Below are 24,600 nucleotides of genomic sequence, written 5' to 3' on the forward strand. Positions count from 1 at the left end.
GGGAGGTTGGTGGCCGGGATCAACTGTGCCGGGCGTTGTGCAGCCGGGCGGCGACGACCGCGCGGCGCACGTCGTCGGTGGGCAGCAGCCGCAAAGCGTGCTCGTGCACCGCGATATCGCCCCCGGCGCGCTCGCCGAAGGCGATGGCGTGCTCGGGTCGATCGCTGGCCAGGACCGCGGTGCGAATGCCGACATCGAGGTAGTCGCGCCATTCGACGACGCCCGGGGTGTCGGAACCGGGGAGCAGCGGGCCGCGATAGTGCCACACCGCGCCCGAGGTGTCGCCCGAGGTGATGGCGGCGAGCAGGTCGACGGCGTCGCAGGACAGCGGTCCGGTCAGGGTGTAGCGGCGGTTGGCTATCTCACCTCCGGTGGCCCGGCGCAGATGCGAGACATCGGCTTTCAGCGTGCTCGTCGAGATCGAGCGATCGCCGTACACCGCGGCGTGCAGCTGATCGGGGGTGTAGCCGTCCGGCTCCAGCGCGAGCAGAGCGAGGATCTCCAGCTGCCGCGGCGGCAGCGGCACCGGCCTGCCGTGGCGCAACAGCCGTGCGGTGCCCAGACATTCGAGCCGCACCCGCTCGGCGGGTGGCGGCGCGCTCGTGCGCAGCACCGCCTCGACCGCCGTGACCAGTGATCGCACCGAGGCCATCGCCATCGGATGCGAGCGGCTCCAGTCGCTGGACAGATCCAGCACGCCGAGCAGCCTGCCGTCCGGTGCGTGGATCGGCGCGGCATAGCAGACCCAGCCGTGCAGCGCGGCGACGAGGTGTTCGGCGGCGAACACGGTGGCAGGCTGGTCGTCGTGCAGCGCGAGGGACAGCCCGTTCGTGCCCATATGGCTTTCGTCCCAGCAGCCGCCCGGCGCGAAGTTCACGTCCTCGGCTCGGCGGCGCAGCTTCCGGTCACCGCCGGACCACAGGACCGTGCCCGCCGCGTCGGTGACCACCGCCAGGTACTTCGCGTCCTCGGCGATGCTGCGCATCTGGCCCGCGAGTTCGGTGACGGGGCCGCGCAGCGGGGATTCCGCCCACCGGTCGTCGACCCGGTCGAGTCCGGGTGCGACGGTGCGGCCGGGATCGACGGTGTGCAGCGAGCGCTGCCAAGAGCGTGCCACGTCGGTGCGAAGCACGCTGGAATCGGGACGGATTCGCGCGCGAGGCCCGGCGGTCGATGCCCACCGGGTCCATTCCTTTTCCAGTTCTGCCCGCTGCCGGGTGAGGGTGCGCGACGGTGCCACCTCGGAAAACCCTTGTCGTCGAGTGAACTCGCCTCGTGGACCCATCATGGCGGACGCGCCTGCGCGACGCGCCGGTTTCCGGGCCTAGGCTCGTACTCATGGACAAGCGAGAGCGACCGGCCCGGATCGCCGACGTGCACGCCATCGCGCGCGGGATGCCGCACGTGACCAACGCGGCCGGTCCGCGCGGCAACGCCATCTACCAGGTTGGCGGAAAGTCGTTCGTGTTCTTCCGCACGCCGCGCCCGGATGCCGTGGATCCGCAGACCGGCGAACGCTACCCCGACGTCATCGTCTTCTGGGTGCCCTCGGAATCGGACAAGCAAGCACTCGTACAGGATCCGGACTCGCCGTTCTTCACCACACCGCACTTCGACGGACACCCCTCGGTGCTGGTGCGCGCGTGCCGACTGCACGAAATCACCCTCGGCGAACTCACCGAGATCATCCAGGACGGCTGGCTCGCCCAGGCATCCCGCAAGCGAGCCGCCGACTGGCTCGCCGCCCATCCGCTCCCGCCGAATGCGTGAGTAGCCGGATTGCCCCTGCGTACGAACGCATTTCGGATGGATGCCGGGATTTCCCGGCGCGGCAGGGGTATCAGAGGCCACAATGGGTCGCGGTGTTGCCGATATTTTGATCTGGCCGGGGCTGTCGAGTCTCGGTCGTCCGAGCGCATGAACGCACAGAGGGGCAGGGATCATGGCGGTCGCGGACACACATATCGAGGGGCGGACACGTCGGCCGGAACGGATGCGCGCGACGCTATTCGAGGCCCATCACTCCAGAACCGTCTAGCACGGCCACTGTCTCGCGTCGGCCCCGGCTACCCGGGCCGACCGACCGATCTCCCGGAAATCCGATCCGAAAAGCCGTGTCCGGCCGCGTAGTTCGCCTCCGAGCCGCGGAATCCGCGTAGTCCCATACGCAGGCGACGGGTTTCCTGGGCAGTTACGTTTCTGCACGCACCCAGCGGCACATTCCGGTGCGCCTCGACTTCAGTTGTGGAGACACCCATGCCTGACTTGATCATCCTCCGGCTCTTCCCTGCCGAGCCGATGGCCGCGAACGACTTCACCACCGTGCTGACCGGCCTGAAGATCACGGCCTACGATCTGACCTTCGCCGAGAGTGTCGAGGGAGTGGAGCTCGGTTCCGCCTCCGCCCTCGCCGACCCGCACCTGGGCAGCACCACGAACAATCATGTCGACATCGAGAGCACCCAGCTGCTCCAGCACTACATCGATGTCACCGATCCGTTCGGCGCCACCACTCGCGAGCTGGAAGCGGTGGCCACGGCGGTGATCGTGGTCGATGCGCCCGCGGGGCACACCGAGTACCCGACGCCCACCTCGTTCGATCTGCGGCTCGAACTCACCAAGGGCGGGCTCGGCATCTCCCACCGCAGGCTGCATTACAACGTCGACGTCACCACCCGGCCGAATCTTTCGAACAGCCAGAAGAAGTACTTCGACATGGAGGCCAGCGCGTACGTCACCCTGCCCGCCACCGGCGCCGGACTCGACCCGAACCTCGCTTTCGTCGACCTGCCCTCCGACGGGCAGCCGCCCTCGTTCGACCAGATGGTGCGCGCCATCGACACCGTGCTGGCCGACGACCCCGGCGGCGCGAACGCCACTCTGGTCGGCCGATCCCCGCTCACCCTCGCCGAGAGCCGCCAGATCGCCGCCGAGATCGTCTGGAACCGCACCGCCTACCCACCGCCGCAACCGGACGCGAGGCTCGGGCTCGATCCGTTCGGCGCGCTCTACACCGACCCGCCCGCCGAGGAGACACTCAGCGCCGATGACATCGAAAAGGCGCGCGCCCGTTTCGAAGCCGAACTCAACGGCTACTACGGCACCCACGAGGCCGAGGCGCTGCGGCTGGCGGGGTTCGTGTACTCCGCATCGGCCGCGGTCGCCCAGGAGGTACTCAGCATCAGGGCGACGCAGGCCCGCTTCGACTTCCCGTTGATCACCGACGCCGCTACTCCGACGACCAAACACGCCGCCGGTGTGGCGCTCGTCGAAAACGGCGGCCTCACACCGGCTTACGTGGTGCCCGCAGCGTACTTCTACGCGCTCGGCGCGCAGATGCCCGGGCAGGTCGGTCCGCCGCAGCGGTTCGACATGGCCCGGTTCGCGCTGGAACCGCAAGTGCTCTCGGCCTTCGAGACGGCGGTCGACGGCGGCGTGATCACCGCGCCCGCCGCGCCGTTGACGGTGACCGGTCCCGCGGTCGCGGCCACCCAGGCGGCGCGGCGGCTGCGTGCGCTGGGGGCGGCGGAGAACACACTGACCGAAGTGCCGCTGATCGCGCCGATCGAAGCGCTGGTGACCCGCTGGCTGGCCCACACCGGTCCGAGCACCTCCATCGACACCGATTTCTGGGCGTCCGAGGTGACAGTCAACCCGGGGCCGTACCTGGAACTGCTGCTGCAAGGCGTCACCGCGAATTCAGCCGCGCTGATCGCCGCGATCGAGGCGCCGCCGCTGAACGTCGCGTCCGTCGCCGATCTGGTCGCGGTGACCGATCAGCGGTGGCGAGACTTCTTCGCGGCGAATCCCGCACTGCTGCCCGATTTCACCGCGCCCGGCACGCCCGCGGAACGCACCGAGGCGTTCATCCGGCATCTGCGTACCTTCTTCGACGTCGAGGCCGACCCCGGCAGCGGTGCGCCACCCGAGGTCGGTGCGCCTGCGGAACTGACGCGCTCGCACGACGATGTGTTCGAGAACTTCGTGTCCACGTACCCGGTGTACTCCGGCGGCGTCGACTTCAGCTTCACGACCGCTCCCGATCCGACCGCTGTCGTCGCCACCGTCACCGAGGTGCTGCCGGACGACCCGGCCGCCCAGCAGTGGCTGTTGTTCGCGCTGAACGCCATTCGCGAGCTGTGGGTGGTGACCGACATCGACGCGGGCGAGCTGCGCTTCTCTCTGATCGAGGCGCTCTACGCGCGCGGCTTCACCGCGGCCGCGCAGATCGCCGCGCTCTCGCGGGCCGACTTCCGGTACGCGCTGTCGGGAACGGTCGCCTACGGCTACGCACTCGACATCTACGAGAAGGCCACCCCCGAACAACCCGAGCAACCATGGCCGCCGGGACCGTTCAACCCCGTGAATCCTGACGGCTCGCTGATCGACTGCGTTCCGCCCGAACATCTTTCGCCGCTCGGGCCGGTGGCCTACCTGCACGAGATGTTGCGGGTCTCGGGCGCCTCCAGCTGCGCCGACCCGGTGCCCTACGCCGAGGACACGCTCGGCGACCTGCTCGGCGACCTGCTCGGCGAGCGTCGCGGTGAGCTCGGCGATCTGGCGGTGACGAAGGCAAACCTGGAGACCACGATCCCGGTCATCGACCTGGTCAACGAAAGCCTCGAGCACCTGGTCACCACGACGCCCGGCGCCACGGCGGGCGCCGTGTACGACACCGCGAACTACGAACTCGCCGGGCACCGGCTCGCCGACGACGGCATCGTTGGCGGCCACCCGTGGGCCCACGATCCGCAGACCCTGTTCGCCACGGTGCCGGAGCACTCGTCGCCCGCGACGCCGGTCGCGGTCCCCGCCGCCTACGACGTGCTGCGCACCGACTTCACCCATCCCGACCTGCCCTACCCGCAGGCGCTGGATGTCAACCGCAGCTATCTGCAAGCGCTCGGCGCCAGCCGGTTCTCGGCCATGCGGCACTTCCGCGAGGACATCACCGAACTGGCGATCGACGCCGCGCACGAGCCGGATACGTTCCGCACCCACTACTGGCGTTTTCCGCTGCGGTTGCCGATCGCGCTGGAATACCTGCGAATCACGCCGGAAGAGTACGAGCTGCTCTACAGCCACGACATCGGTACCGAGCCGGCCGAGGGCCGATTGGTGCTGCACGAGGTCTACGGCTATCCGGAACCGGAGATCGAGGAGCGCAGCTGGACCGAATTCGTCCGGGTGGTACCGGAATTCCTGCGCCGCACCGGACTGGATTACTGCGAATTCCTCGACCTCTGGTACAGCGGCTACGTGCCGTTCTGGCGCGAGCAAGGGGGCGGCGAGACCGACGCCGGTCCCCGCGAAGGCGGTGGATTCCCGGACTGCCTGCCCTGCTGCCCGGACGATCTGGTGATCGATTTCGGTGAACAGGACATCGCGGACGCGCTGCGCCGCCTGGCCGTCTTCATCCGGTTGTGGCGGCGGCTGCGCGAACATCCCTGTGCCGCCGTGACTTTCACGCAGCTGGCCGATATCTGCTCGGTGCTCGAATTGTTCCGTGACGACACGGTCAACCCGGAGTTCGCGCGGCAGCTGGCCGCGCTGTTCCTGCTGCGGGAATTCCTCTGCCTGCCGTGGGAGGACCCCGACGCGCCGGAACCGACCGCCGCGGCCCCCTCGCACCGCACCCACCTGCTCGCCCTGTGGATCGGCCCCGAGTCACCGCGCTGGGACTGGGCCGTGCGCACCCTCATCGAGCGGATCGACGCGACCGCCGAACGCCTGCGCCCCGAGCTCGCCGAGCAGCCTGAGCTCGCCAAACTGATGGCGCGCAACCTCGACTCGCTGTCGCGGCTGGCCGGGTTCGACCCCGATACGGCGACCGATACCTGGCACCGGCAACCGACGGCCACGATCCGTTTCGCCGAGGTGCTGCTGAAGATCTACCTGTCCGAGTTCACCGTCGGCGAGGTGCTGTTCCTGTTTTCCGACGCGCACCTGCGTGGGGACGACCCGTTCCCGCTGCCCGCGGCGAACGAGGCGCACGACGATCCGCTCGCCCTGCCCGACGACGAGGACGCGCACGGTCTGTGGGCGCTGCGGCGCAAGCTGCTCGACGCCACCGCCGAGGACGCCGAGAGCTGGACCTGGGGCCGGATCACCGACGTGCTGGAACGCGAATTCGGTTATGCGCCTTCGGCGCCCGACGACGCGTGGCAGGCCGTGGGCGAACGCTTCTTCCCGTCGGTGCTGGAGCGCGAGGGCATCCTGGTGGCCGCCGACCGTCGCCGGTTCGGCACGCCGTTGGCCGCGGGCGACACCGCGCCCGCGATGTGGAACTCGCCGCCGGACGGGCCCTTCCATTACGACCTCGCGAGCCAGACCCTGTGGGCGCGACTGCCGCTCGACGACACCGCGGTCACCGAGCGGCTCAGCACCCTGCGGCCGCTGACCGAGGTCGAGCAGGCGGCTGTGCAGACGTTGTACTTCGCGCCGCGCGCGCTGCTCGCGCCGTTCGGCTTGCTGTTCGGCGAGTTCGAAGCGGCCCTCGACCGGTTGGTGCACGAGCCCGACGAACAGGAGCGCTTCGCCTTCGTCCAGCGGGAGTTCGCGCGCTTCTACCGCCGCACCGGGATCATCGCCGAACATCTCGCCGCGCACGTCCGTGTGGTGGCGCCGCAGCGCGATCCGGGGCTCGAGGCGCGCGACGTCAGCAGGCTGCTGCTGTCGCTGTGGGGCGACGAGAACGCGGGCGGCGCGTCGTGGGAGAACGACAGCGGCGCACCGCCCGAGGTGACGTGGCCGACCGGACCGACCGGCAGCTCCTTCGCCGCGCTGCTCGGACTCGTCGGCACCGGGCTGACCGGCGCGTTCTCGGTGGCCGGGCTCGACCCGGCCTGGCGCGAGATGAGCGGTCCGCTCACGGCGTTCGGTGCGGGCCGCAACGCGTGGAACGCGCCCGCGCCGACCGTCGTCCCCGAGATGGGGCTCACCCTGACGCCGCACCAGCTGCGCAAAGTGGCCGTCCGCAACGGCTTCGCCCTTCGCGACGTAGACGGTGAACCGCTCTTCGGCGCACAGCCCTTCACGGTGACGTGGGCCGGTGCGCTGCTCGTGGAGGCAGGCGGCCGCTACGAGTTCGCCGCGGGCGATCCGACACCCGACGGCGTCGAACCCGACTGCGAATGCTGTGAGGATCACCGCTGGCGCGTCACCCTGCGGCGTGGGCAGCGGTCGTGGATCCTGTTGAACCGCGGCTGGTCCGGTGAGGACGCGCCGGATTGTCACTCGGCGCCGATCGAGTTGCGTCGCGGCACGTACCAGATCACCGTGGAGCTGCATCAGCCGCAGCCGACCTTCGACCGCGAAGAGGACGTGCGGCCACGGCACACCGGCTTCCAGGTGATTTACACCGGTCCCGACACCGAAGACCGCCTCGTCGCGGTCCCGCATCGGCGGCTGTATCGCACGCACGTCGACGCGCCGCTGGACGACTGCGTCGACGTCGGGGATCCGGCGGCCGCCTACCTGCGCGCCCGCTACACCTCCAGCCTGCGCGACATCCGGCGCACCTACCAGCGAGCATTCAAGGCGGCCCTGGTCGCGCACCGGCTGCGACTGTCGGCGGCGACCCTGCCGAGAGAACCGCAGTCGGAGCTCGGCTACCTGCTCGACCACGCGGAAGGCTTTGCCGGGCAGAGTTATCCGCGGACCGGCGCGACGTCGTTCGGAACACACCGCGCGTGGTTCGATCCCGATCTGCTGCCCGTCGCCGACCCGTTCCGGCCACCCGCAGGCGACCAGCGGGCCGCACCGAGCGCCGCGCGTCAGGCCGCGCTGTTCGACTGGTGGGAGCGGCTCTACGACTACACCGCACTGCGCCGCGAGACCTGGGAGGCCAGGGAGAAGCCCGCGTGGCGCGTATTCCACGAGGCCTCCGAGCGGCAGCCCGACGATCCGGCGCAGCTGGTGCGGCATCTCGGGGTCGACGTGCGGCACGCGTCGCTCGTGCTGACCTACGCCGACTATGTCGTCCAGGTGCCCGACTTGGAGAACGAGGCGTGGGCGATTCGCGCGTGGCGCGGCGAGATGTGGCTGGACCGGCTCGAACGCTGCTTCCGCGTGCTGCACATCGATGCGGCGCAACCGTACCGGTGGGTGGCGGATCGTCCCGAGGTCGGACCCGATGCCGGGAACGAGAACCTGACCCGGTTCGTCCGGGACGGGTCCTTCGAAAACGCCTCCTTCGACAACGCCGCGCCGCGCCGCTATCTCGACGTCCGGACGCTGAACGACGAGCTGCGTGTCCGGGCCAGAGACGCCCTGGCGGCCTGGCTGTGCGGCATGCGTCGGGTGCCGCTGCCGTTCGATCCCGGTCGGTACGCGACCCGCGCCACCGACCTCGGCGACCTGCTGCTCCAGGACGTGGCGACCGGGACGTGCGCGCGCGTCAGCCGGATCGAGGACGCGATCGGCAGCGCGCAGGCGTTCGTGCAGCGCGCCCGGCTCGGGCTGGAACCGGGGTTCCCGGTCTCTGCCGCGTTCGCCCAGCTGTGGGAGGCCCGCTACGAGACCTTCCGCACCTGGCAGCGCTGCGCCGAGCGGGATGTATACCGGGAGAACTGGATCGAATGGGACGAGCTCGAAAAGGCACGCCGAGTCGAGGCTTTCGCCTTCCTGGAGGACCGCCTTCGCCGCAGCCGACTGACCATCGCGGTGCCGGGCGGGCTGGAGTGGTGGCCCGATCGGCGACCGCAGGAACACCCCGGGCTGACGGTGTTGCAGGACGCCGAACCGTCGGTGATCCAGGCGCTGGTGCCGGGGCCGGTCCCGGAGGGCATGGATCTGCTCGGGACGCCGCGGGCCGACGCCCAGGCGTCCTGGCTCGCGCCGCTGCAGCGCATCCGCAACACCGACGACGACGGTGACGACGGCGAGCCAGGCAACGGCGACAACGAGGACGGCGACGGCAACGGCGACGTCCACGTGGAGGTGCACGCGGCGACCGCCGGGGAACTGGCGTCCGCCGACCGCGACCGCCTGCCGCTGTGGATTCGGACGGCCGCCCGCATGGGCGCCCGCTTCGTCCGGGTCGCCGCCGCGGGCATGCCACCGGCCGCCGCCGGATTCACGCCGTGCGACGGCGACCCCGATGCCTGCTGCGGTTGCGGCGGCGAGCACGAGCCGCAGGTGGACGAGTACTACTTCTGGCTCGAACACGGGCTGGTGTACGAACCGACAGCGCAATCCGCCGATACCGGGCGAGATACGACCGACGAGATCTCGGACTGGCACCGCCCGGACAAGCTGCCCGCGCTGCTGCACTGGCCCGCCGTGCCGGTGGTCCATCTGTGCTGGTCGCGCAAGCGAGGCGGACGATTCGAACCGCAGCGGTGGTCGGGCCGACCGGTCCGGGTCCAGTCGGCGGCACAGGCGCAGCTCGAATTCACCGGCCGCACACTGGATTCACTGCGCTTCGCGATTGTCGGCGGCCTGCGCCCCACCGGCTACGACGCCGATCCGACGCCGCCCGGCTTCCGCTACGACCTCGCCACCGATACCGCCACGACCCTGCCGCTCATCGCGGCGCCGCCCGCACCGCAGCTCTCCATCGGCGGCCTGGACGCCTACCCGTTCTTCGCCTACGTCTGCCCCGGCGCGCCGCTGGAACCGCTGTCGCTGTTCTCGGTCGCGCTGACCGTCGGCGCGGCACTGCGCAGCCATTGCCGGTACGAGGCCGCGTTGAAGTGGTACGAGCTGGTGCAGCGCCCCGGCGTCACCGACAACGCGTGGACCGAGTGCCGCCGCATCCCGCCGCCGACGGACGACGAGCCGGACGACGACGGCGACGTCGTCGTGACCGGAACGATCGATCCCGAGGGAACGGATACCGACCGCCGCCCGCGCGCCGACGAGGTCTGCTGTTCCACCACCGCCGTCGACGCGCGGCGGGCGCGCGAACGTGCGCTGCTGCTGCGCTATCTCGAGACGATGCTCGACTGGGCCGACACGCTGCTGTGCCGGAGCACGCCGGAGTCGATGCGGCGCGCCGACGTGGTGCTGATGCAGATCGACCGGATCCTGGGCGCCCGCCCGCAGACGGTGCCGGGTGACGACGAGTGGTACGAGCGCACGGTGTCGTCGTTCGTGCCCAGGGAAGCGCCGCTCAACCCGCGGTTGATGGCGCTCTACCAACGCACCGGCGACCGGCTGGCGCTGCTGCGGCACTGCCAGGACGGACGCCGCCTGCCCACCGGGCGAGCCGGACTCGACCGGCCGTTCTTCGGCGCGGACCCGCGGCGCGACGGCTGGCACGACGGTGGCTGCCCATGCGGCGGCGACGGCTGCGGATCCTGTTGCGACGCCTACCGTTTCACCGTCCTGGTACGGCAGGCGCGGGAACTGGCCGGTGAGGTCCGCGCGCTCGGGGCGCAATTGCTGAGCGCCTACGAGAAGGGCGACGCCGAATACCTGGCGGCGCTGCGCTCGGCGCAGGAACGTCAACTGCTCGAGCTCAGCGTGCAGCAGCGCCAGAACCAGTGGCGCGACGCCGATTGGCAGGTCCAGGCGCTCGGCAAGACCAAGGAAGGCGCACAGGCGCGGCTGCGCTACCACCAGAATCTGATCGCCAACGGCCTGAACGCGGGCGAGATCGGCTACGAATCGCTCACCGGGGTGTCCCTCGGCTCCCGCATCGCGGGCAATGTGCTCGAGGCGATCGCGCAGGGCATCGGGATGACGCCGGACTTCTGGATCGGCGTCGCCGGTATCGCGGGCTCGCCGTTGCAGTTCAACCAGATCCCGATCGGCAACAAGCTCGCCGCGGGCTTCTCGACCGCGGCGCGGATCATGAACGCGCTGAGCGAGAACGCCACCAGCGGAGCCAATCTCAGCAACCAAGAAGGCGTCTGGGACCGCAGGCTCGCCGAGTGGCGGCACCAGGTCGACACCATCACCATCGAGCTCGAGCAGATCGAGCGGCAGATCCTGGGCGCCGAACGCCGCCGCGACGTGGCGCTGTCGGAACTGAGCAACCACCAGCGGCAACTCGAGCACGTCGAGCGCGTGCAAGACTTCCTGCGCGACAAATTCACCAACTGGGAGCTGTACCTGTATCTCCAGCAGGAGACCGCGGCGCAGTACTACCGGATGTACGGGCTGGCTCGCAGCGCGGCCCGCAAGGCCGAGCGAGCGTTCAACTACGAGCGGGGCTACACCAATCGGACCTTCCTCGGTGTCGACGATTTCGACAACCTGCGCGAGGGCCTGCTGGCGGGTGAACGGCTGCACGTGGCCGTAGCGCGGATGGACAAGGCCTATCTGGACGAGAACTGCCGGGAATACGAACTCACCAAACATATTTCGCTTCGCCTGTGCTTCCCGCTCGCCTTCCTTCAGCTTCAGGCCACCGGCAGCGCCGAGATCGAGATACCGGAATGGATGTTCGACCTCGACTATCCGGGCCACTACATGCGCCGGATCAAGAACGTCTCGGTGACCATCCCGTGCGTCGTCGGCCCGTACACCGGGGTGAACTGCCGATTGACGCTGCTGAGCAGCTGGACGCGGGTCGATCCGCGACTGATCGACCCGCCCGCCGCCTGCTGCCACGAGCCGGTTCGCCTCGGATGCTGCTGTGCGGCACCACCGAACGGCTATTCGGCCGCGGCGAACGACAGCCGGATGGTGCGCTCGTACACCGCCACCGAGGCGATCGCGACCTCCTCCGGCCAGAACGATTCCGGCATGTTCGAGCTGAACTTCCGCGACGAGCGGTACCTGCCGTTCGAGTTCGCCGGTGCGATCAGCCGCTGGCGCATCGAATTGCCCCCGGAGACCAACGCTTTCGACTTCGCCGCGGCGCTGAGCGATCTCGTGCTGCATGTCAACTTCACCGCATGGGAGGGCGGGGCGGTGTTGCGCACCGCGGCGCTGGACGCGGCCAGGTGCAGGCTGCCCGGTGACGGTCAGCGCTTGTTCGACGTCCGCCGCGACCTGGCCGACGCCTGGTCCGGCCTGCGCGTGCCGCGCGAGCAGGGCGGGCCGTGGAACCGGCGGCTCGAGCTGCGGTTGTCCGGGGCCATGTTCCCGTTCGTGCCGCTGCGCGAGGTGCGGTGGGTGGACTCGATCCAGTTGTTCGTCGAGGCGCCGTGCGCGGAACCGGGCGCCTCCTTCGTCGTCCGGTTCCGCCCGGCGCGCTACGACCGGTGCGCCTGCGAGTGGATCGACGTGCACTGTGTGGCGAGCAGCGAGTTCCCCGGACTGTTCTGGGGCGTAGTCGAATTGGACGGCACCCGGCTGGGTCCGCTCGACGACGACCGCGCCGAGCCGTTGGGTGTCTTCGAGTTCCCGGACTCAGTGGGCGAGATCTGCGAGACGTACCTGGTCCTCGGCTACTGCGCGGAGCAGGCGCGGTCGTGCGGTGGTGACAGACGGTGCGGTTGCCGCGACATCGAGTGCTGCTGCGGGGTGAACTGATGGACGCCACAGCGACCGGCCGCACCGCGCGTGACGACCGGCTGGATTCGCGAAACGACGAAGGAACGCCCTCCTCGGATGGCTGGTCCGGCGGCGGCGCGGAGGCTCGTCCGCCCGCGATCTCGCTGCCGAAAGGCGGCGGAGCCATCAGGGGGATCGGTGAGACCTTCACCGTCAACGCCGCGACGGGAACGGCCTCGGCGAGTATTCCGTTGGACATGAGCCCCGGGCGGCGGGGTTTCGGTCCCGCGTTGACGCTGAGCTACGACTCCGGAATCGGGAACGGCCCGTTCGGGTTGGGATGGCGGCTGAGCTTGCCGTCGATCACCCTCAGAACGGACCGGGGGATGCCCCGATACCAGAACGGTGTGTCCGAACCGGACCGCTGCTCAGGCCCGGACATCGCGGCCGACACCTACATCCTGTCCGGCGCGGAAGATCTCGTGCCACGACTCGAGCAGCGCGAGGGGGAGTGGCGGCGGGTCCACCGCCGTAATGTCGAGTCGGGGCGGGAATTCTCCGTGTACGAATACCGTCCGCGCGTGGAGGGGTTGTTCGCGCGCATCGAGCGGTGGGTGGACGCCGAGACGGGGCAATCGCATTGGCGATCCATCGACCGGGAGAATGTGACAACCGTCTATGGGAGGGACGCCGACAGTCGAATCGCCGACCCCCGCGACCCGGCGAAAGTGTTCAGCTGGCTGATCTGCGAGAGCTACAACGACGTCGGCGACGTCATTCGCTACGAGTACAAGGCCGAGGACGCCTACGGCGTGGATCTCGCCGCCGCCCACGAACGCAATCGAGACGCCGCCGATCGGTCGGCGCAGCGGTACCTCAAACGCATCCGCTACGGCAATCGAACCTCGCGCCTGGTGCGTCCGGAACCGGCTGCGACTGACTGGTTGTTCGAGGTCGTGCTGGATTACGGCGACCACGATCCGGCCGAGCCGACCTCCGCCGAACACCGGCCGTGGACATGTCGCCTGGACCCTTTCTCCAGCTACCGCGCCGGATTCGAAGTGCGCACCTATCGGCTGTGCCAACGCGTGCTGATGTTCCATCACATCGACGAGCCCGGCGTCGGCGCAGACTGTCTGGTGTCGGCGATCGAGTTGACCTATCGAGGTGATGCGAGCCGGGGCGAATCCGTGGTATCGGTCATCGATTCGGTGTGCCGCAGAGGTTTTCGGCGAGCAGCGGACGGCGGCTATGTGTCGCGGGCGCTGCCGCCGGTGCAATTCACCTACAGCGAAGCACACGTCGACGCCCGCCTCCGCACACTCGACGCGGAGAGCGCGGCCAACCTGCCGATCGGGCTGGCCGGTTCCCACTACCGATGGGTCGACCTCGACGGCGAAGGCTTGTCGGGCATCCTGACCGAGCAGGCGCACGCCTGGTATTACAAACCCAATCGCGGCGACGGCCGGTTCGGTCCGCTGCGCACAGTGTCGCGTCCGGCCGGTGCCGCGCTGGGCAACGGCCGTCAGCAGTTTCTGGATCTGGACGGGGACGGAAACCTCGAGCTGGTCGAGTTCTTCGGCGAGACTTCGGGTTTCAGCGAACGATCGAACGGCGGTTGGGCGGCGTTCCACCCCTTTGATCGCCGGCCGAACATCGACTGGGCCGATCCCAACCTGCGCATGGTCGACCTCACCGGCGACGGCCATGCCGATGTGCTGATCACCGACGACCGAGTGCTCAGCTGGCATGCCGCGTTGGGGACGGCGGGATACGATGTCGCGCAACGGGTCACGACGGCCAGGGACGAGGAGCGCGGACCCTGGGTCGTATTCGACGACAGCACCCAGTCGATCCAGCTGGCGGACATGTCCGGCGACGGGCTGTCCGATCTGGTGCGCATTCGCAACGGCGAGATCTGTTACTGGCCGAACCTGGGCTACGGACGGTTCGGCGCGAAAGTGTCGATGGACAACGCACCCTGGTTCGACAAGCCCGACGCCTTCGACCCCGGACGCATCCGGTTGGCCGACGTCGACGGCTCCGGCGTCATCGACGTCGTCTATCTGCACGCCGACAGCACCCGTCTCTACCTCAATCGCAGCGGCAACAGGTGGAGCAACGCACACGATCTCGGCGTCGCGTTCCCGCGGACGGACAGCAAGGTGGCGGTGAGCGTCGTCGACCTGCTCGGGAACGGCACAGCCTGCCTGGTCTGGTCCTCGCCGCTGCCGAGCGAATCGGGACGGCAGCTGCGTTACCTGGACCTGATGGGCGGGCGGAAACCGCATCTGCTGGTGGACATGCGCAACAACCTCGGGGCGCGCACCCGCGTGAGCTACGCACCTTCGACCCGATTCGCCGTCGCCGACGCCGAAGCCGGTCGTCCGTGGGCGACGCGGCTACCGTTCCCGGTGCAGGTGGTGCATCAGGTGGAGACCGTGGATGCCGTGGGCCGCAACCGTTTCCGCACCCGGTACGCCTACCACCACGGTTTCTTCGACGGCGTCGAGCGGGAGTTCCGCGGCTTCGGCATGGTCGAACAGTTCGACACCGAAGACCTCGCCGCGCTGGGAGACGGTGCGTCATCGGCCGACTCGCAGAACTGGGACGAGCGGACGGTCGTCGCGCCCGTGGTGACGAAGACGTGGTTCCACACCGGCGCGATGCTCGACGATCGCGGTATCTCGCGTCAGTTCGCGGACGAATACCATCCGGATGACCACCCGTTGGCAGACTCCACCCTGTCCGGCGATCTCACAGTGGACGAGGCGCGGCAAGCGGTTCGCGCGTTGCGTGGCAAGCCGGTGCGGCACGAGGTGTACGCGCACGACGGCAGTGCCGCACAGGGGCTTCCGTACCAGGTGACCGAGCACAACTACACGGTCACCATGCTGCAACCGGCGCAGGCCGAACCCGACGCCGCCGGGTTGCGCAACGCGGTCTTCCTTGTGTCGCCGCGCGAGACGCTGACGGCCCACCACGAGCGGCGGTCCGACCCGCGCGTCTCGCACGAGGTGGTCCTCGCCGTCGACGAGTTCGGGAACATCCTGCGGTCCGCGGCGATCGGCTACGGCCGACTCCGCCCGGACCCCGACCTCGCGCTGACGGATTCCGACCGTGCACAACAGCGACGGCGCCACCTCGTGTACACCGAGCACGACTACACCAACAGCGTCGAACTCGTTGATGCGCACCGCGTTCCGCTTCGTGCCGAGGCCCGTGTCTTCGAGGTGCTCGGACTGTCGCCCGCCGCACGCCTTTTCGAGTTCGCCGAGCTGCGCGCCGGGCTCGATGGCATCGAAATCACGGTGCCCTACGAGGTCGATCTCGATCCCGACGCACCGCGGGTTCCCACTCGCCGCCTCGTCGAGCAGACCCGCGCCGTGTTCCGCCGCGACGATCTTTCCGGGCCGCTGCCCGTGGGTGTTGTCGAGTCGATGGCCCTGCCGTTCGAGAGCTACCGCAAGGCGTTCACGCCGGGTCTGCTGGACGCCGTGTACGGCGACCGAGTCGATCCGACCATCCTCGGCGAGGCGGGTTATCGCCGGATCGAGGACGCCTGGTGGATCCCCTCGGGACGGGTCTTCTACTCGCCGGACAAGACCTCGGCCGCAGCCGAGCTGGCCTTTGCCCGCGCGCATTTCTTTCTCCCGCACCGATTCCGCGATCCGTTCGGCGCGGACACGACAGTCGGCTACGACGGCTACGACCTGCTGGTCACCGGCACTCGCGACCCGCTGGGCAACCAGATCACGGTCGGCGAACGCGATGCGGCCGACCGCGTACTCGGCAACGGCAACGACTATCGAGTCCTCGCGCCACGTCTGATCACCGACAGCAACCGCAATCGCCGCGCGGCCGCCTTCGACGCGCTCGGGCGGTTGGCAGGCACAGCGGTGATGGGCAAACGCGAGGAGAGCCTCGGTGATTCGCTGTCCGGTTTCGACCCCGACCCGGATCCCCGCGATGTGCAGGACTACTTCGACGACCCGCTCGCCGATCCCGCGCGGCTCCTGGGCTCGGCGACCAGCCGCATCCTCTACGACGAACTGGCACACTGGCGCACTAGAGATCACGCCCGGCCGCTGCCGACCGCGACAGCGACGCTGACCAGGGAAACGCACAGCGACGAAATCGCCGACGGCGACACATCGCGCATCCAGCATCACCTGTCCTACTCCGACGGGTTCGGTCGCGTTGTCCAGCAGAAAGCGCAAGCCGAGCCGGGACTGATCGAAGACGCCGCGGTGCGTGCCCGATGGGTCGGCAGCGGCTGGACGATCTTCAACAACAAGGGCAAACCGGTTCGCAGCTATGAGCCGTTCTTCACGGCGAGTCATCGTTTCGAATTCGCCACGATCGCCGGCGTCAGCTCGGTGCTGTTCTACGACCCGCTGGAGCGGATCGTCGCCGCTGTCCATCCCGATGGCAGCTACGCGAAGACCGTGTTCGACCCCTGGCGGCAGGACAGCTGGGACGGCAACGACACCGTGCTGCTCGATCCGGCCGACGATCCGGATATCGGTGGACTGGTCCGGCCCTACCTCGACAGCCTGCCCGACCGGCGCACCTGGTATCAGCGGAGGATCGAAGGCGAGCTAGGACCCGAGCAGCGGCGTGCCGCCCGGCTCACCACCGAGCACGCGGCGACGCCGTTGCACGCGTGGTTCGACACGCTGGGACGGACCTTTCTGTCGTTGGCGCACAATCGCTTCCGACGCGGTGGCGAATTGATCGACGAGCCATACGCCACCAGGACCGTCCGCGATATCGAGGGCAACGAGCGGGAAGTCCGGGACGCCGCCGATCGCATCGTCATGCGCTATGACTACGACATGCTCGGCCACCGGGTCGGCCACGCGGGCATGGACACCGGCGGCAGACTGACATTGTCCGACGCGCTGGACGGAACCGCCTACGAGTGGACGGCGCGCGGGTTTCGATTCCGCACCGAGTTCGATCGCCTCCGGCGGCCGGTGCGGACGTGGCTGCGGGAACCGGAGCGGACGGACGAATCGCTGTACCTGCGTATCGAATACGGGGAGGACCATCCCGACGCGGTTGCGCACAACCTGCGCGGTCAGGTGTTCCAGCGGTTCGACCAAGCGGGCGTGGACATCCACGGACAGTACGATTTCAAGGGCAATCTCGTGGACGTCGGCAGGCAATTCACGGTCGACGAGCGGGAGGTCGTCGACTGGAGCGCCGAGGTATCCGTAGAGGAGCACGTCTATCGCGGACATACCCGCTACGACGCGCTGGATCGACCGATCGCGGTCACCACTCCCGACGGCAGCGTGGTGTACACGGGCTACAACGAAGCCAATCTGCTGGAGCGGATCGAGGTCGCACTGCGCGGCGCTCAGGAGCGCACGACCTTCGTCGCCAACCTCGACTACAACGCCCGCGGCCAGCGCACCCTCGTGGACTACGGCAACGGCGCGAGCACCGGCTACGAATACGACACGGCCACCTTCCGGCTGACCCGCCTGACCACCCTGCGCGCCGACACCCGGCTACAGGATCTCGACTACACCTACGACCCGGCCGGGAACATCACCACGCTGCGCGACGACGCCCAGCAGACGGTCTTCTTCCGCAATCGCATGGTGGATCCTCGCGCGGACTACGTCTACGACGCGACCTATCGACTGATCGAAGCGAGCGGCCGCGAGCATACGGGGCAAGGCATCCCGGTCCCGCCGGATGCCGACGACGCGCCGCGGGTGGGCATCGACCATCCGGCCGACGGCACGGCCCTCGGCCGATACGTCCAGCGGTACTGGTACGACACCGTCGGCAATATGCTGCGCATGGCGCACCGGACCGACGATCCCGCCCGCGGTGGCTGGACCCGCGACTATCTCTACACCGAACCGAGCTTGCTCGAGCCCGATCGGGTGAGCAACCGGCTCTCGGCCACCAAGGCGCGCGATCAAGCGACCACACCGCAGCCGTTCCACTACGACGCGAACGGCAACATCACCGCGATGCCCGAGCTTGCGACGATGCGCTGGGATCCGCGCGATGACCTGTGTGAGACCGCCCGGCAGGTCGGCGGTGAAATCACCCACTACTCCTACGATTCGGCGGGGGCGCGGGTGCGCAAGGTCTCCCGGCACGCCGACGGGCGGCGCAAGTCCGAGCGAATCTACTGGGGCGGCTTCGAGATTCATCGGGAGTTCGGCGCCGGCGGCACGGTGACGCTGGCACGCGAAACCCTGCACATCGTCGACGACAACCAACGCGTCGCCGTCGTCGAAACCCGCACGGAGGGCACCGACGACGGACCGGCGCAACTCGTGCGCTATCAATTGGCGAACCTGCTCGGTTCCGCGGTGCTCGAACTCGACGACACCGCACAGGTCATCAGCTACGAGGAGTACTACCCGTACGGCAGCACCTCGTATCAAGCGGTGCGCGCGCAGACCGAGACGCCCAAACGCTATCGATTCACCGGCAAGGAACGCGACAGCGAATCCGGCCTCTACTACCACGGCGCGCGGTACTACGCCCCCTGGCTCGGCCGCTGGACGAGTCCCGATCCCGCCGGTGTGGTCGACGGGCCGAATCTCTATGTCTACGTTCGCGACAACCCCATCAAGCTGACCGATCCGACCGGCCACCTGAGCCTTGGCCAATGGGTGGGGATCGCCACCGCCGTCGTGGTCGGCACGGTCGTCACCGTCGCCACGGCGGGACTGGCGGGTCCGGTGGTGGGGACCGCGGCCGCGGCCGTCATCGGCGGCATCGTCGGCGGCGCGGCGGGCAGCGGTTTGGGTGAAGCGCTCGAAGCGCATATCGACAATCGCGAATCGCACGTGCTGCGCTCCGCGGTCATCGGCGGCGCGATCGGCGGCGTCTTCGCCGGTGCGGGAGCCGCGGTCGGTGCGATCGCGAAAACGGCCGCGGCGCAGGGAGTCGCCTCCCGAGTCGCGTCCTCGGCGACCGCGCAAGTCGTGCGATCGGCGGCCGCGCGAATCGGCCAATCCGCGGCGGGACAGGCGGCGCGCCGTGCCGGTACGAAGGTAGCCGAGTCGACCGTCGGCCGGGCAACAGCGGGAGCGGCCTCGCGCGCGGGTGGCGCCTTGCGCACGGTGCACGAAGCAGGCGAACGCGCGGGCTCCAAGATCGCGGGTCGGTTGGAGGGCACCGCGATGCAGAGAATCCTGCCCACTCCCGTAGTGCCCGGCGTACGGCAGGGGCAGGGGGCTGGGGTCGCCCAGGACTTCAAGCAGAGCTTCGGTCAGCGTCCCGAAGCCATCGACGTGGTCGGCAGCCGTGCCGAGGCCCAAGCGACCGGAACGTGGCCGGAGGGATCCGGGCCGACCACGAGCGATGTCGACGTCGTGGTGACGACCTCGATCCCCGATCTCGACAAGGCTTCTGGACAGGGCTTCGAATTCTTCAAGAACATCAATCCGGGGAAGGTGCCGCCTGGCGTCAAAGGGATCGGTCCCGGACCCGACCAAGCGTTCATCGGAACCAGTCCGGGCACCATTCCCAAGGGTGGGACACTCGATCCGTTCTTCCGTCCCGACGGTCCCGACCTGAGTCTCGGGCCTGCCTATCGGATCTGGCCGACGCCGATCACACCAGCGACGGGTGCCGCCGGTGCGGGTGCAACCTTCTTCGGCGGTGAACCGGACAAGTCGGTAGTGGCGCCGGGGGTGACAGTTCGCTTCTGACAGCGCTTTCCGGGCCGGAGCCGACCGGCGGGCACACCGTGCGTGACGGCATCGCGTGCGGATTACTTGTTGAGGAAGATGCCCGCCACGTCGGCGTTCTTGATCGGCGTCTCGGCATTGCGCTGGGTCGCGCAGAGCAGGTCGACGGAGATGATGGTGGCGTCGACGACGGTGCCCGCGGGCTCGCGGTCGTCCCCGGTCTGCTGCTTGACGAACTTCGTGATCGTCATGCGCTTGGTGTCGGGATCCTGGGTGACGTACTCGTTGCACGGTGTGTCGCCGCCCTTGTTGAGGGCCCGTTCGATATCGGTGCAGCCCGCCAGCAGCAGCGCGGCGGCCGCCATGCCGAGGCCGGTCCGTAGCACGGTGGCGTTCATCTGCTCCTCCTGGTCACCTGGTCGAGCGGATGGGCCGCCGCGATCGTATCGAGGGTAAGGGTGCGGGCATCGGGGTGGGCCACGCGGCCCAGTGTGTCGGTGCGGCGATGGAGGGGACTACTGCATCAGGATGCGGAGGGCTTCCTGGGCGGGGGAACCCTCCTCTGCGGTGTGCACGACCAAGGCGAGGTCGGGATGGCCGGGCAGTTGGAGTGTCTCGTAGGTCAATTCGAGCTCGCCGATCAGCGGATGCCGGTATCGGTGGCTGCCGTGCTCCGGAGCCTTGATGTCGTGCTCGACCCAGATCTGGCGGACTCGTGGCTGGCTGCCGACAGCTTCTCGATCAGGGCTTGGGCGGCCGGGGAAACCGCTGGGCGCGCCGCATCCACCCGGAGGAAGGCCACCACGTCTCGGGCCCGCGCCCACCAGTCGATGTATCCGGTACTCGCCGTTGGGTTGACGGAGACTGAACCTGAGCCGCGGCGCGCTCGACGAATGTATCGATCAGAGCCTTGGCTTGATCACCGCGCTCTTCCCGCTGTTCGGGACTATTCGCGCGCGAGATCGACCTGCATACCTGAATGGCTTCGCTGCCGAGCTCTCGCAATCGCGTGTCGTTCGTCGGCAAGCCGATGCGAAGGAGCGTACTTCGGGCCACGGTTCGCTTCGAATGAGCAGTCTGTTCGGCCGATCGAGTAGCTCCGTCATCGCCCTCCTGGAGGCGAAACCATCGGTCGTTCTCCGCGCTTCGATACTCGACAGCAGCGTCCGCAAAGGCGTTGTATGCGTTGAGCCGATCCTGCCTGAGCTGCTCTGAGAACCCTTGCGAGGCCGCCCGGTCGGCGGTCGCCGATGCGCACCGAGCAAATGCCGCATTCTGTGAACCGCTTCAGAATGTTCATGCCGCGAAGTTCGGGAGCCCCGTGTCAGTGGGCTTCTCTACGCTGCCGTGCATGACCCGTTCCCGAACCAGACCGCACCACACTCCTGACGGCCCTTTCGCCCTCGAGCTGGTCGGCACCGACCCTGCTGAGATGAACGCCCCCTCGCTATTTGGGGCCTCGCGGCCCGGCGATGGTGGGCTCTCGCCGGTTGGGATGGTGTGAGAAGTGTTCAGGCTCGATGGCGAGGTAGGTGTCTCCTACAGCCAGATCTATGTCGAGAGTGCCTTTGGGGGCTACGGCCCGCGCATGCACGAGGCGTTCGCCGGACAGAACTCAGGACTGTGCGGCGCCGCGGTACCCGGCGCGCTTTTCCTGCACACCGGGTTGCACACCGGCGACGTCGGCTTCACCGTCGAAGTGCGCGGCCAGGCTCCCCCGCTGGATCCGGCATGGGAAGACGTCGTGGAGGTCTCCTTCTACCCGCTCTCGGATCGAAGCTTCCTGGTGCAGTGGGCAGGCGAGGACTCCTGGGAACTGGACTTGAAAGAAGGGCTCGACTACCGGGTGCGGTACTGCGCGCAGGGCATGGACCAGGCACGAGAGAAGGACGTCAGGCTCGACGATGAGCCAGTACTGGACCGTTACCTCCTACAGTTCTGGCCCGCCCCGCCCGAACCGGACCGCATAGTGCGCCAGACCTCGCAGGACGCGGCCTACTCCCATGACTGGGCCCGCCGGCAACCCGATGCCGAGTTCCGCGTGCGGGCCATCATGGCCCAACGACGGGCACACCTCACCCCTGAGGGCGCCGAATCGTTTCGCGACGCCGAATTTCCAAACGGGACCGCGGATATGGCGGTCATCTCCCGCGAGGCCGATCTCCAGTCTGTCCGCGAGCAGTTGACATCGCTGAGCTCCTATCCCACAGCGCTGCCCTGGGATTGGGCCGCCACCTTCGTCGTGCCAGCCGACGATCGCGTCGGTTACATCGAAGCGTTCCTCGAACAGATCGGTGAGCACGCCTTCGCCCTCGGTACTGTCCTGGCGTCGCTGGAATCCGGGCAAGACTACTACCTGGCCTTCGTGACACCGACCGAGTTCGAACAGCTCTCGCGGCTTCTCACCGCACACGGGATGAGCGCTGAAAGCGTGCGGGATGGCCGCTGGACGCCGCAGGTGAGCCCAGAAGACAGCGCCGCGAGCAGCGCGATCAGAGCCTGGGCCATAGCCAACGGCCACAAGGTCAGTGCAGCCCCCGGAGCGGCGATCACGGCGTCGCTCGAGAGCCCCGAGGCACCCGAGGAGGCCGGACCGGACCGGCTCACCTGACGCGTCGGATCGGCACCCGAAATCCCCGCCCGCTATCCCGTCCCCAGGGCGGGAGTGGGTGGTCGCGTTCCGCGCCTGGGCCACAGCGCAACCGCACACGGTAGAAGCCGGCCAGGGACAGCTCGACCCATCCTGAAATCGGCATTTGCGTGCGTTCGGCAGGCCGCGGTCCGATCTGCTCGGCTCGACCCGTAAGCGGCGCGCAGATAGCCGGCTAATCGGAGATGATCAGCACCTTTTGGCGGCGGAACACGTGGACCGCTGACTTTCTGATGTCTTCAGCTCTGCAATGATCCTGTGTAACAACCTGTTCCGAGGCGCGAATATGCATTCATGAGTCGTACGACAACGCGATCGATCAGCGTCGCAGCGATGGCACTCGGTGCCGCACTGCTGCTTGCCGGATGTGGTCCCGCCTCGAATGACAGCACGTCCGCGCCGAGCACCCCGAACAACACGGTCACCTCGGCCAATGCAGTCACCGCGACCACAGCGGCGCCGACATCGGTTCCAGCCCCGGCGACGACCGTCGCGTCCGAGTCCACGACGGCGGCGCCGGGCACGGACACGGATCGGCCCGCCGGCAGCTGGAACCCTTGTGACACTCCCGATTCCGCGCTCGCGAGTGCGGGCTTGAACGTCGCCAGCGAGCAACCGATCTCGAATCCCGGTTTCCCCACCGAGAAGTCCTGCAAATGGAAGACCGCCGACAACGCGCTCGAGTTCTACGTCACGGCCTACGGCATGCCGGTAGGTGAGCTGCGCCAGACCGGTAAGTACGTCGACTTCAGTTCGGTCACGGTGGCCGGCCGTAAATCTCAGCAATTCCGTGCGGCGCAAGACACTCACAAGCTCGGGTGCTACATCGCGGTACCAGCGTCTTTCGGTGGTGACATTTTGCTCTTGGCGTCACGAATCTGGAACCCTCAGGGCGGCACCGACGGATTCAACTCCTGCGACGATGCCCAGCGCATCGCTAACTCCCTGGTCAACCACATACCCTGACGCACTGACGCTCGGGTGCAATGGTCCTGCTCATCTTTGCCCGAAGCCTATTCTCGGACACACCGACCCACGCCCCTGTCAGTGCCAGTTCTGCTGCGTGAACCCAGGGATCAAAGGGCCGATTCGACCGCTCATCGGCATTTCAGGATGCTTATACCGACTTGGTGATGGCAATGTGGTTGAAGACCGTTCTGGGGACCTCCGTCCGCGCTGGACTCGGTGTCCAGGTTCCGCGGACCGGCGGTAGCTGTTCCACCACTGCCTAGCCGATCAACCACGATCCCCGCTCTCGTCGCGCCGAATCATGGGGCTGTGGCAGGGGAGAGACGACATTGCGTCTCCGTCTCAATATGCGGGCATTTGAGGAGTGTGTAACCGATATCTCACCCCGGCAAGATGTGCGCACTACGTACTCCATGTCGCCTGAGCAGCACGAAGAACAGCTCAGAATTCCTCTCTCAGTTCCACCACCAACCGGGTCGGCCGATTCAGTCAGCGCCCAGGAGGCATTTCGAGTCAGGTGCTGGCACACGATCGCCTCCAATGCCCACCGCAGGCCGCGGCGCGAGAGTTTGGCCCGCGGCTCGGCCGCGCGCCTGGTGTCCTGGCGCCACACGTGTCCGCACCCGGAGCATCGGTAGCGGCGGACCGTGACGAGCAGCGTCGTGGGTCGCCACGCCAGCGGCTCGTGCGCCCAGCTGCCGGGTCACGCTGTCGCGTGGTGATCCCTCGCAACCGCATCGGCGACACCACTGGTCGGGGTCGACGACCCGGCAGGCCAGCACCGCGCGATCGGTGTCGAGTCGCTGCCCGACGACCTGCAAGCCGAGTTCGTCGACGCGGCAGAACGTGGTCAGGTCGGGGCAGGCGAAGCAGGTAGCGTCCGTCAGACAAGGTCGAGTCTTCCGGATCGGCGGCGTGTGAACC

General features: G+C 68.3%; 7 protein-coding genes and 3 pseudogenes. 5 read left to right on the forward strand and 5 right to left on the reverse strand.

What is annotated here, in order from left to right; translation table 11 throughout:
- Nucleotides 1-19: 19 nt before the first annotated feature.
- Nucleotides 20-1,240 (reverse strand): transcriptional regulator, encoded by a 1,221-nt coding sequence (locus AC3EO7_RS17475; protein ID WP_435591763.1) that lies wholly within the window; start codon nucleotides 1,238-1,240, stop codon nucleotides 20-22.
- 98 nt (nucleotides 1,241-1,338) lie between these two features.
- On the opposite strand from AC3EO7_RS17475, the gene AC3EO7_RS17480 reads away from it, so the two are divergent.
- From AC3EO7_RS17480 to AC3EO7_RS17490, 3 genes are all read left to right on the forward strand, one after another.
- Nucleotides 1,339-1,770 (forward strand): MmcQ/YjbR family DNA-binding protein, encoded by a 432-nt coding sequence (locus tag AC3EO7_RS17480; RefSeq protein WP_431970064.1) that lies wholly within the window; start codon nucleotides 1,339-1,341, stop codon nucleotides 1,768-1,770.
- A gap of 486 nt (nucleotides 1,771-2,256) precedes the next feature.
- A complete protein-coding gene (locus AC3EO7_RS17485) occupies nucleotides 2,257-12,426 on the forward strand; it encodes a Tc toxin subunit A-related protein (protein ID WP_435591764.1) in 10,170 nt (3,389 codons plus the stop codon).
- Nucleotides 12,426-20,078, forward strand: a complete 7,653-nt coding sequence (locus AC3EO7_RS17490) for a SpvB/TcaC N-terminal domain-containing protein (protein WP_435591765.1) — start codon at nucleotides 12,426-12,428, stop codon at nucleotides 20,076-20,078. The genes AC3EO7_RS17485 and AC3EO7_RS17490 overlap by 1 nt, the downstream gene beginning before the upstream one ends.
- A gap of 62 nt (nucleotides 20,079-20,140) precedes the next feature.
- On the opposite strand, the gene AC3EO7_RS17495 is transcribed toward AC3EO7_RS17490, so the two are convergent.
- The 3 genes and pseudogenes from AC3EO7_RS17495 to AC3EO7_RS17505 form a co-directional block, all read right to left on the reverse strand.
- Nucleotides 20,141-20,455, reverse strand: coding sequence for a hypothetical protein (locus tag AC3EO7_RS17495; RefSeq protein WP_431970061.1), 315 nt, complete (start codon nucleotides 20,453-20,455; stop codon nucleotides 20,141-20,143).
- 117 nt (nucleotides 20,456-20,572) lie between these two features.
- Nucleotides 20,573-20,862 (reverse strand): annotated as a pseudogene (locus tag AC3EO7_RS17500) (MmyB family transcriptional regulator).
- Nucleotides 20,799-21,236 (reverse strand): annotated as a pseudogene (locus AC3EO7_RS17505) (hypothetical protein); the annotation flags it as partial. The pseudogenes AC3EO7_RS17505 and AC3EO7_RS17500, both read right to left, overlap by 64 nt.
- A gap of 328 nt (nucleotides 21,237-21,564) precedes the next feature.
- Between AC3EO7_RS17505 and AC3EO7_RS17510 the strand changes: the two are divergent.
- Nucleotides 21,565-22,668 (forward strand): DUF6630 family protein, encoded by a 1,104-nt coding sequence (locus AC3EO7_RS17510; RefSeq protein WP_435591766.1) that lies wholly within the window; start codon nucleotides 21,565-21,567, stop codon nucleotides 22,666-22,668.
- 372 nt (nucleotides 22,669-23,040) lie between these two features.
- Nucleotides 23,041-23,673 carry a DUF3558 domain-containing protein gene (locus AC3EO7_RS17515; RefSeq protein WP_431970059.1) on the forward strand — a complete coding sequence of 211 codons (633 nt, stop codon included), beginning with the start codon at nucleotides 23,041-23,043 and terminating at the stop codon, nucleotides 23,671-23,673.
- A gap of 514 nt (nucleotides 23,674-24,187) precedes the next feature.
- Here AC3EO7_RS17515 and AC3EO7_RS17520 read toward each other — a convergent pair.
- Nucleotides 24,188-24,563, reverse strand: a pseudogene (locus tag AC3EO7_RS17520) (ISL3 family transposase); the annotation flags it as partial.
- Nucleotides 24,564-24,600: the final 37 nt, after the last annotated feature.

The organism is Nocardia sp. bgisy118 (assembly GCF_057708605.1).

Bases quoted from the DNA above. Each gene is read 5' to 3' on its own strand.
- AC3EO7_RS17485 (WP_435591764.1), top strand. From the start codon at position 2,257: ATGCCTGACTTGATCATCCTCCGGCTCTTCCCTGCCGAGCCGATGGCC.
- AC3EO7_RS17495 (WP_431970061.1), bottom strand. From the start codon at position 20,455: ATGAACGCCACCGTGCTACGGACCGGCCTCGGCATGGCGGCCGCCGCG.
- AC3EO7_RS17480 (WP_431970064.1), top strand. From the start codon at position 1,339: ATGGACAAGCGAGAGCGACCGGCCCGGATCGCCGACGTGCACGCCATC.
- AC3EO7_RS17515 (WP_431970059.1), top strand. From the start codon at position 23,041: ATGGCACTCGGTGCCGCACTGCTGCTTGCCGGATGTGGTCCCGCCTCG.
- AC3EO7_RS17490 (WP_435591765.1), top strand. From the start codon at position 12,426: ATGGACGCCACAGCGACCGGCCGCACCGCGCGTGACGACCGGCTGGAT.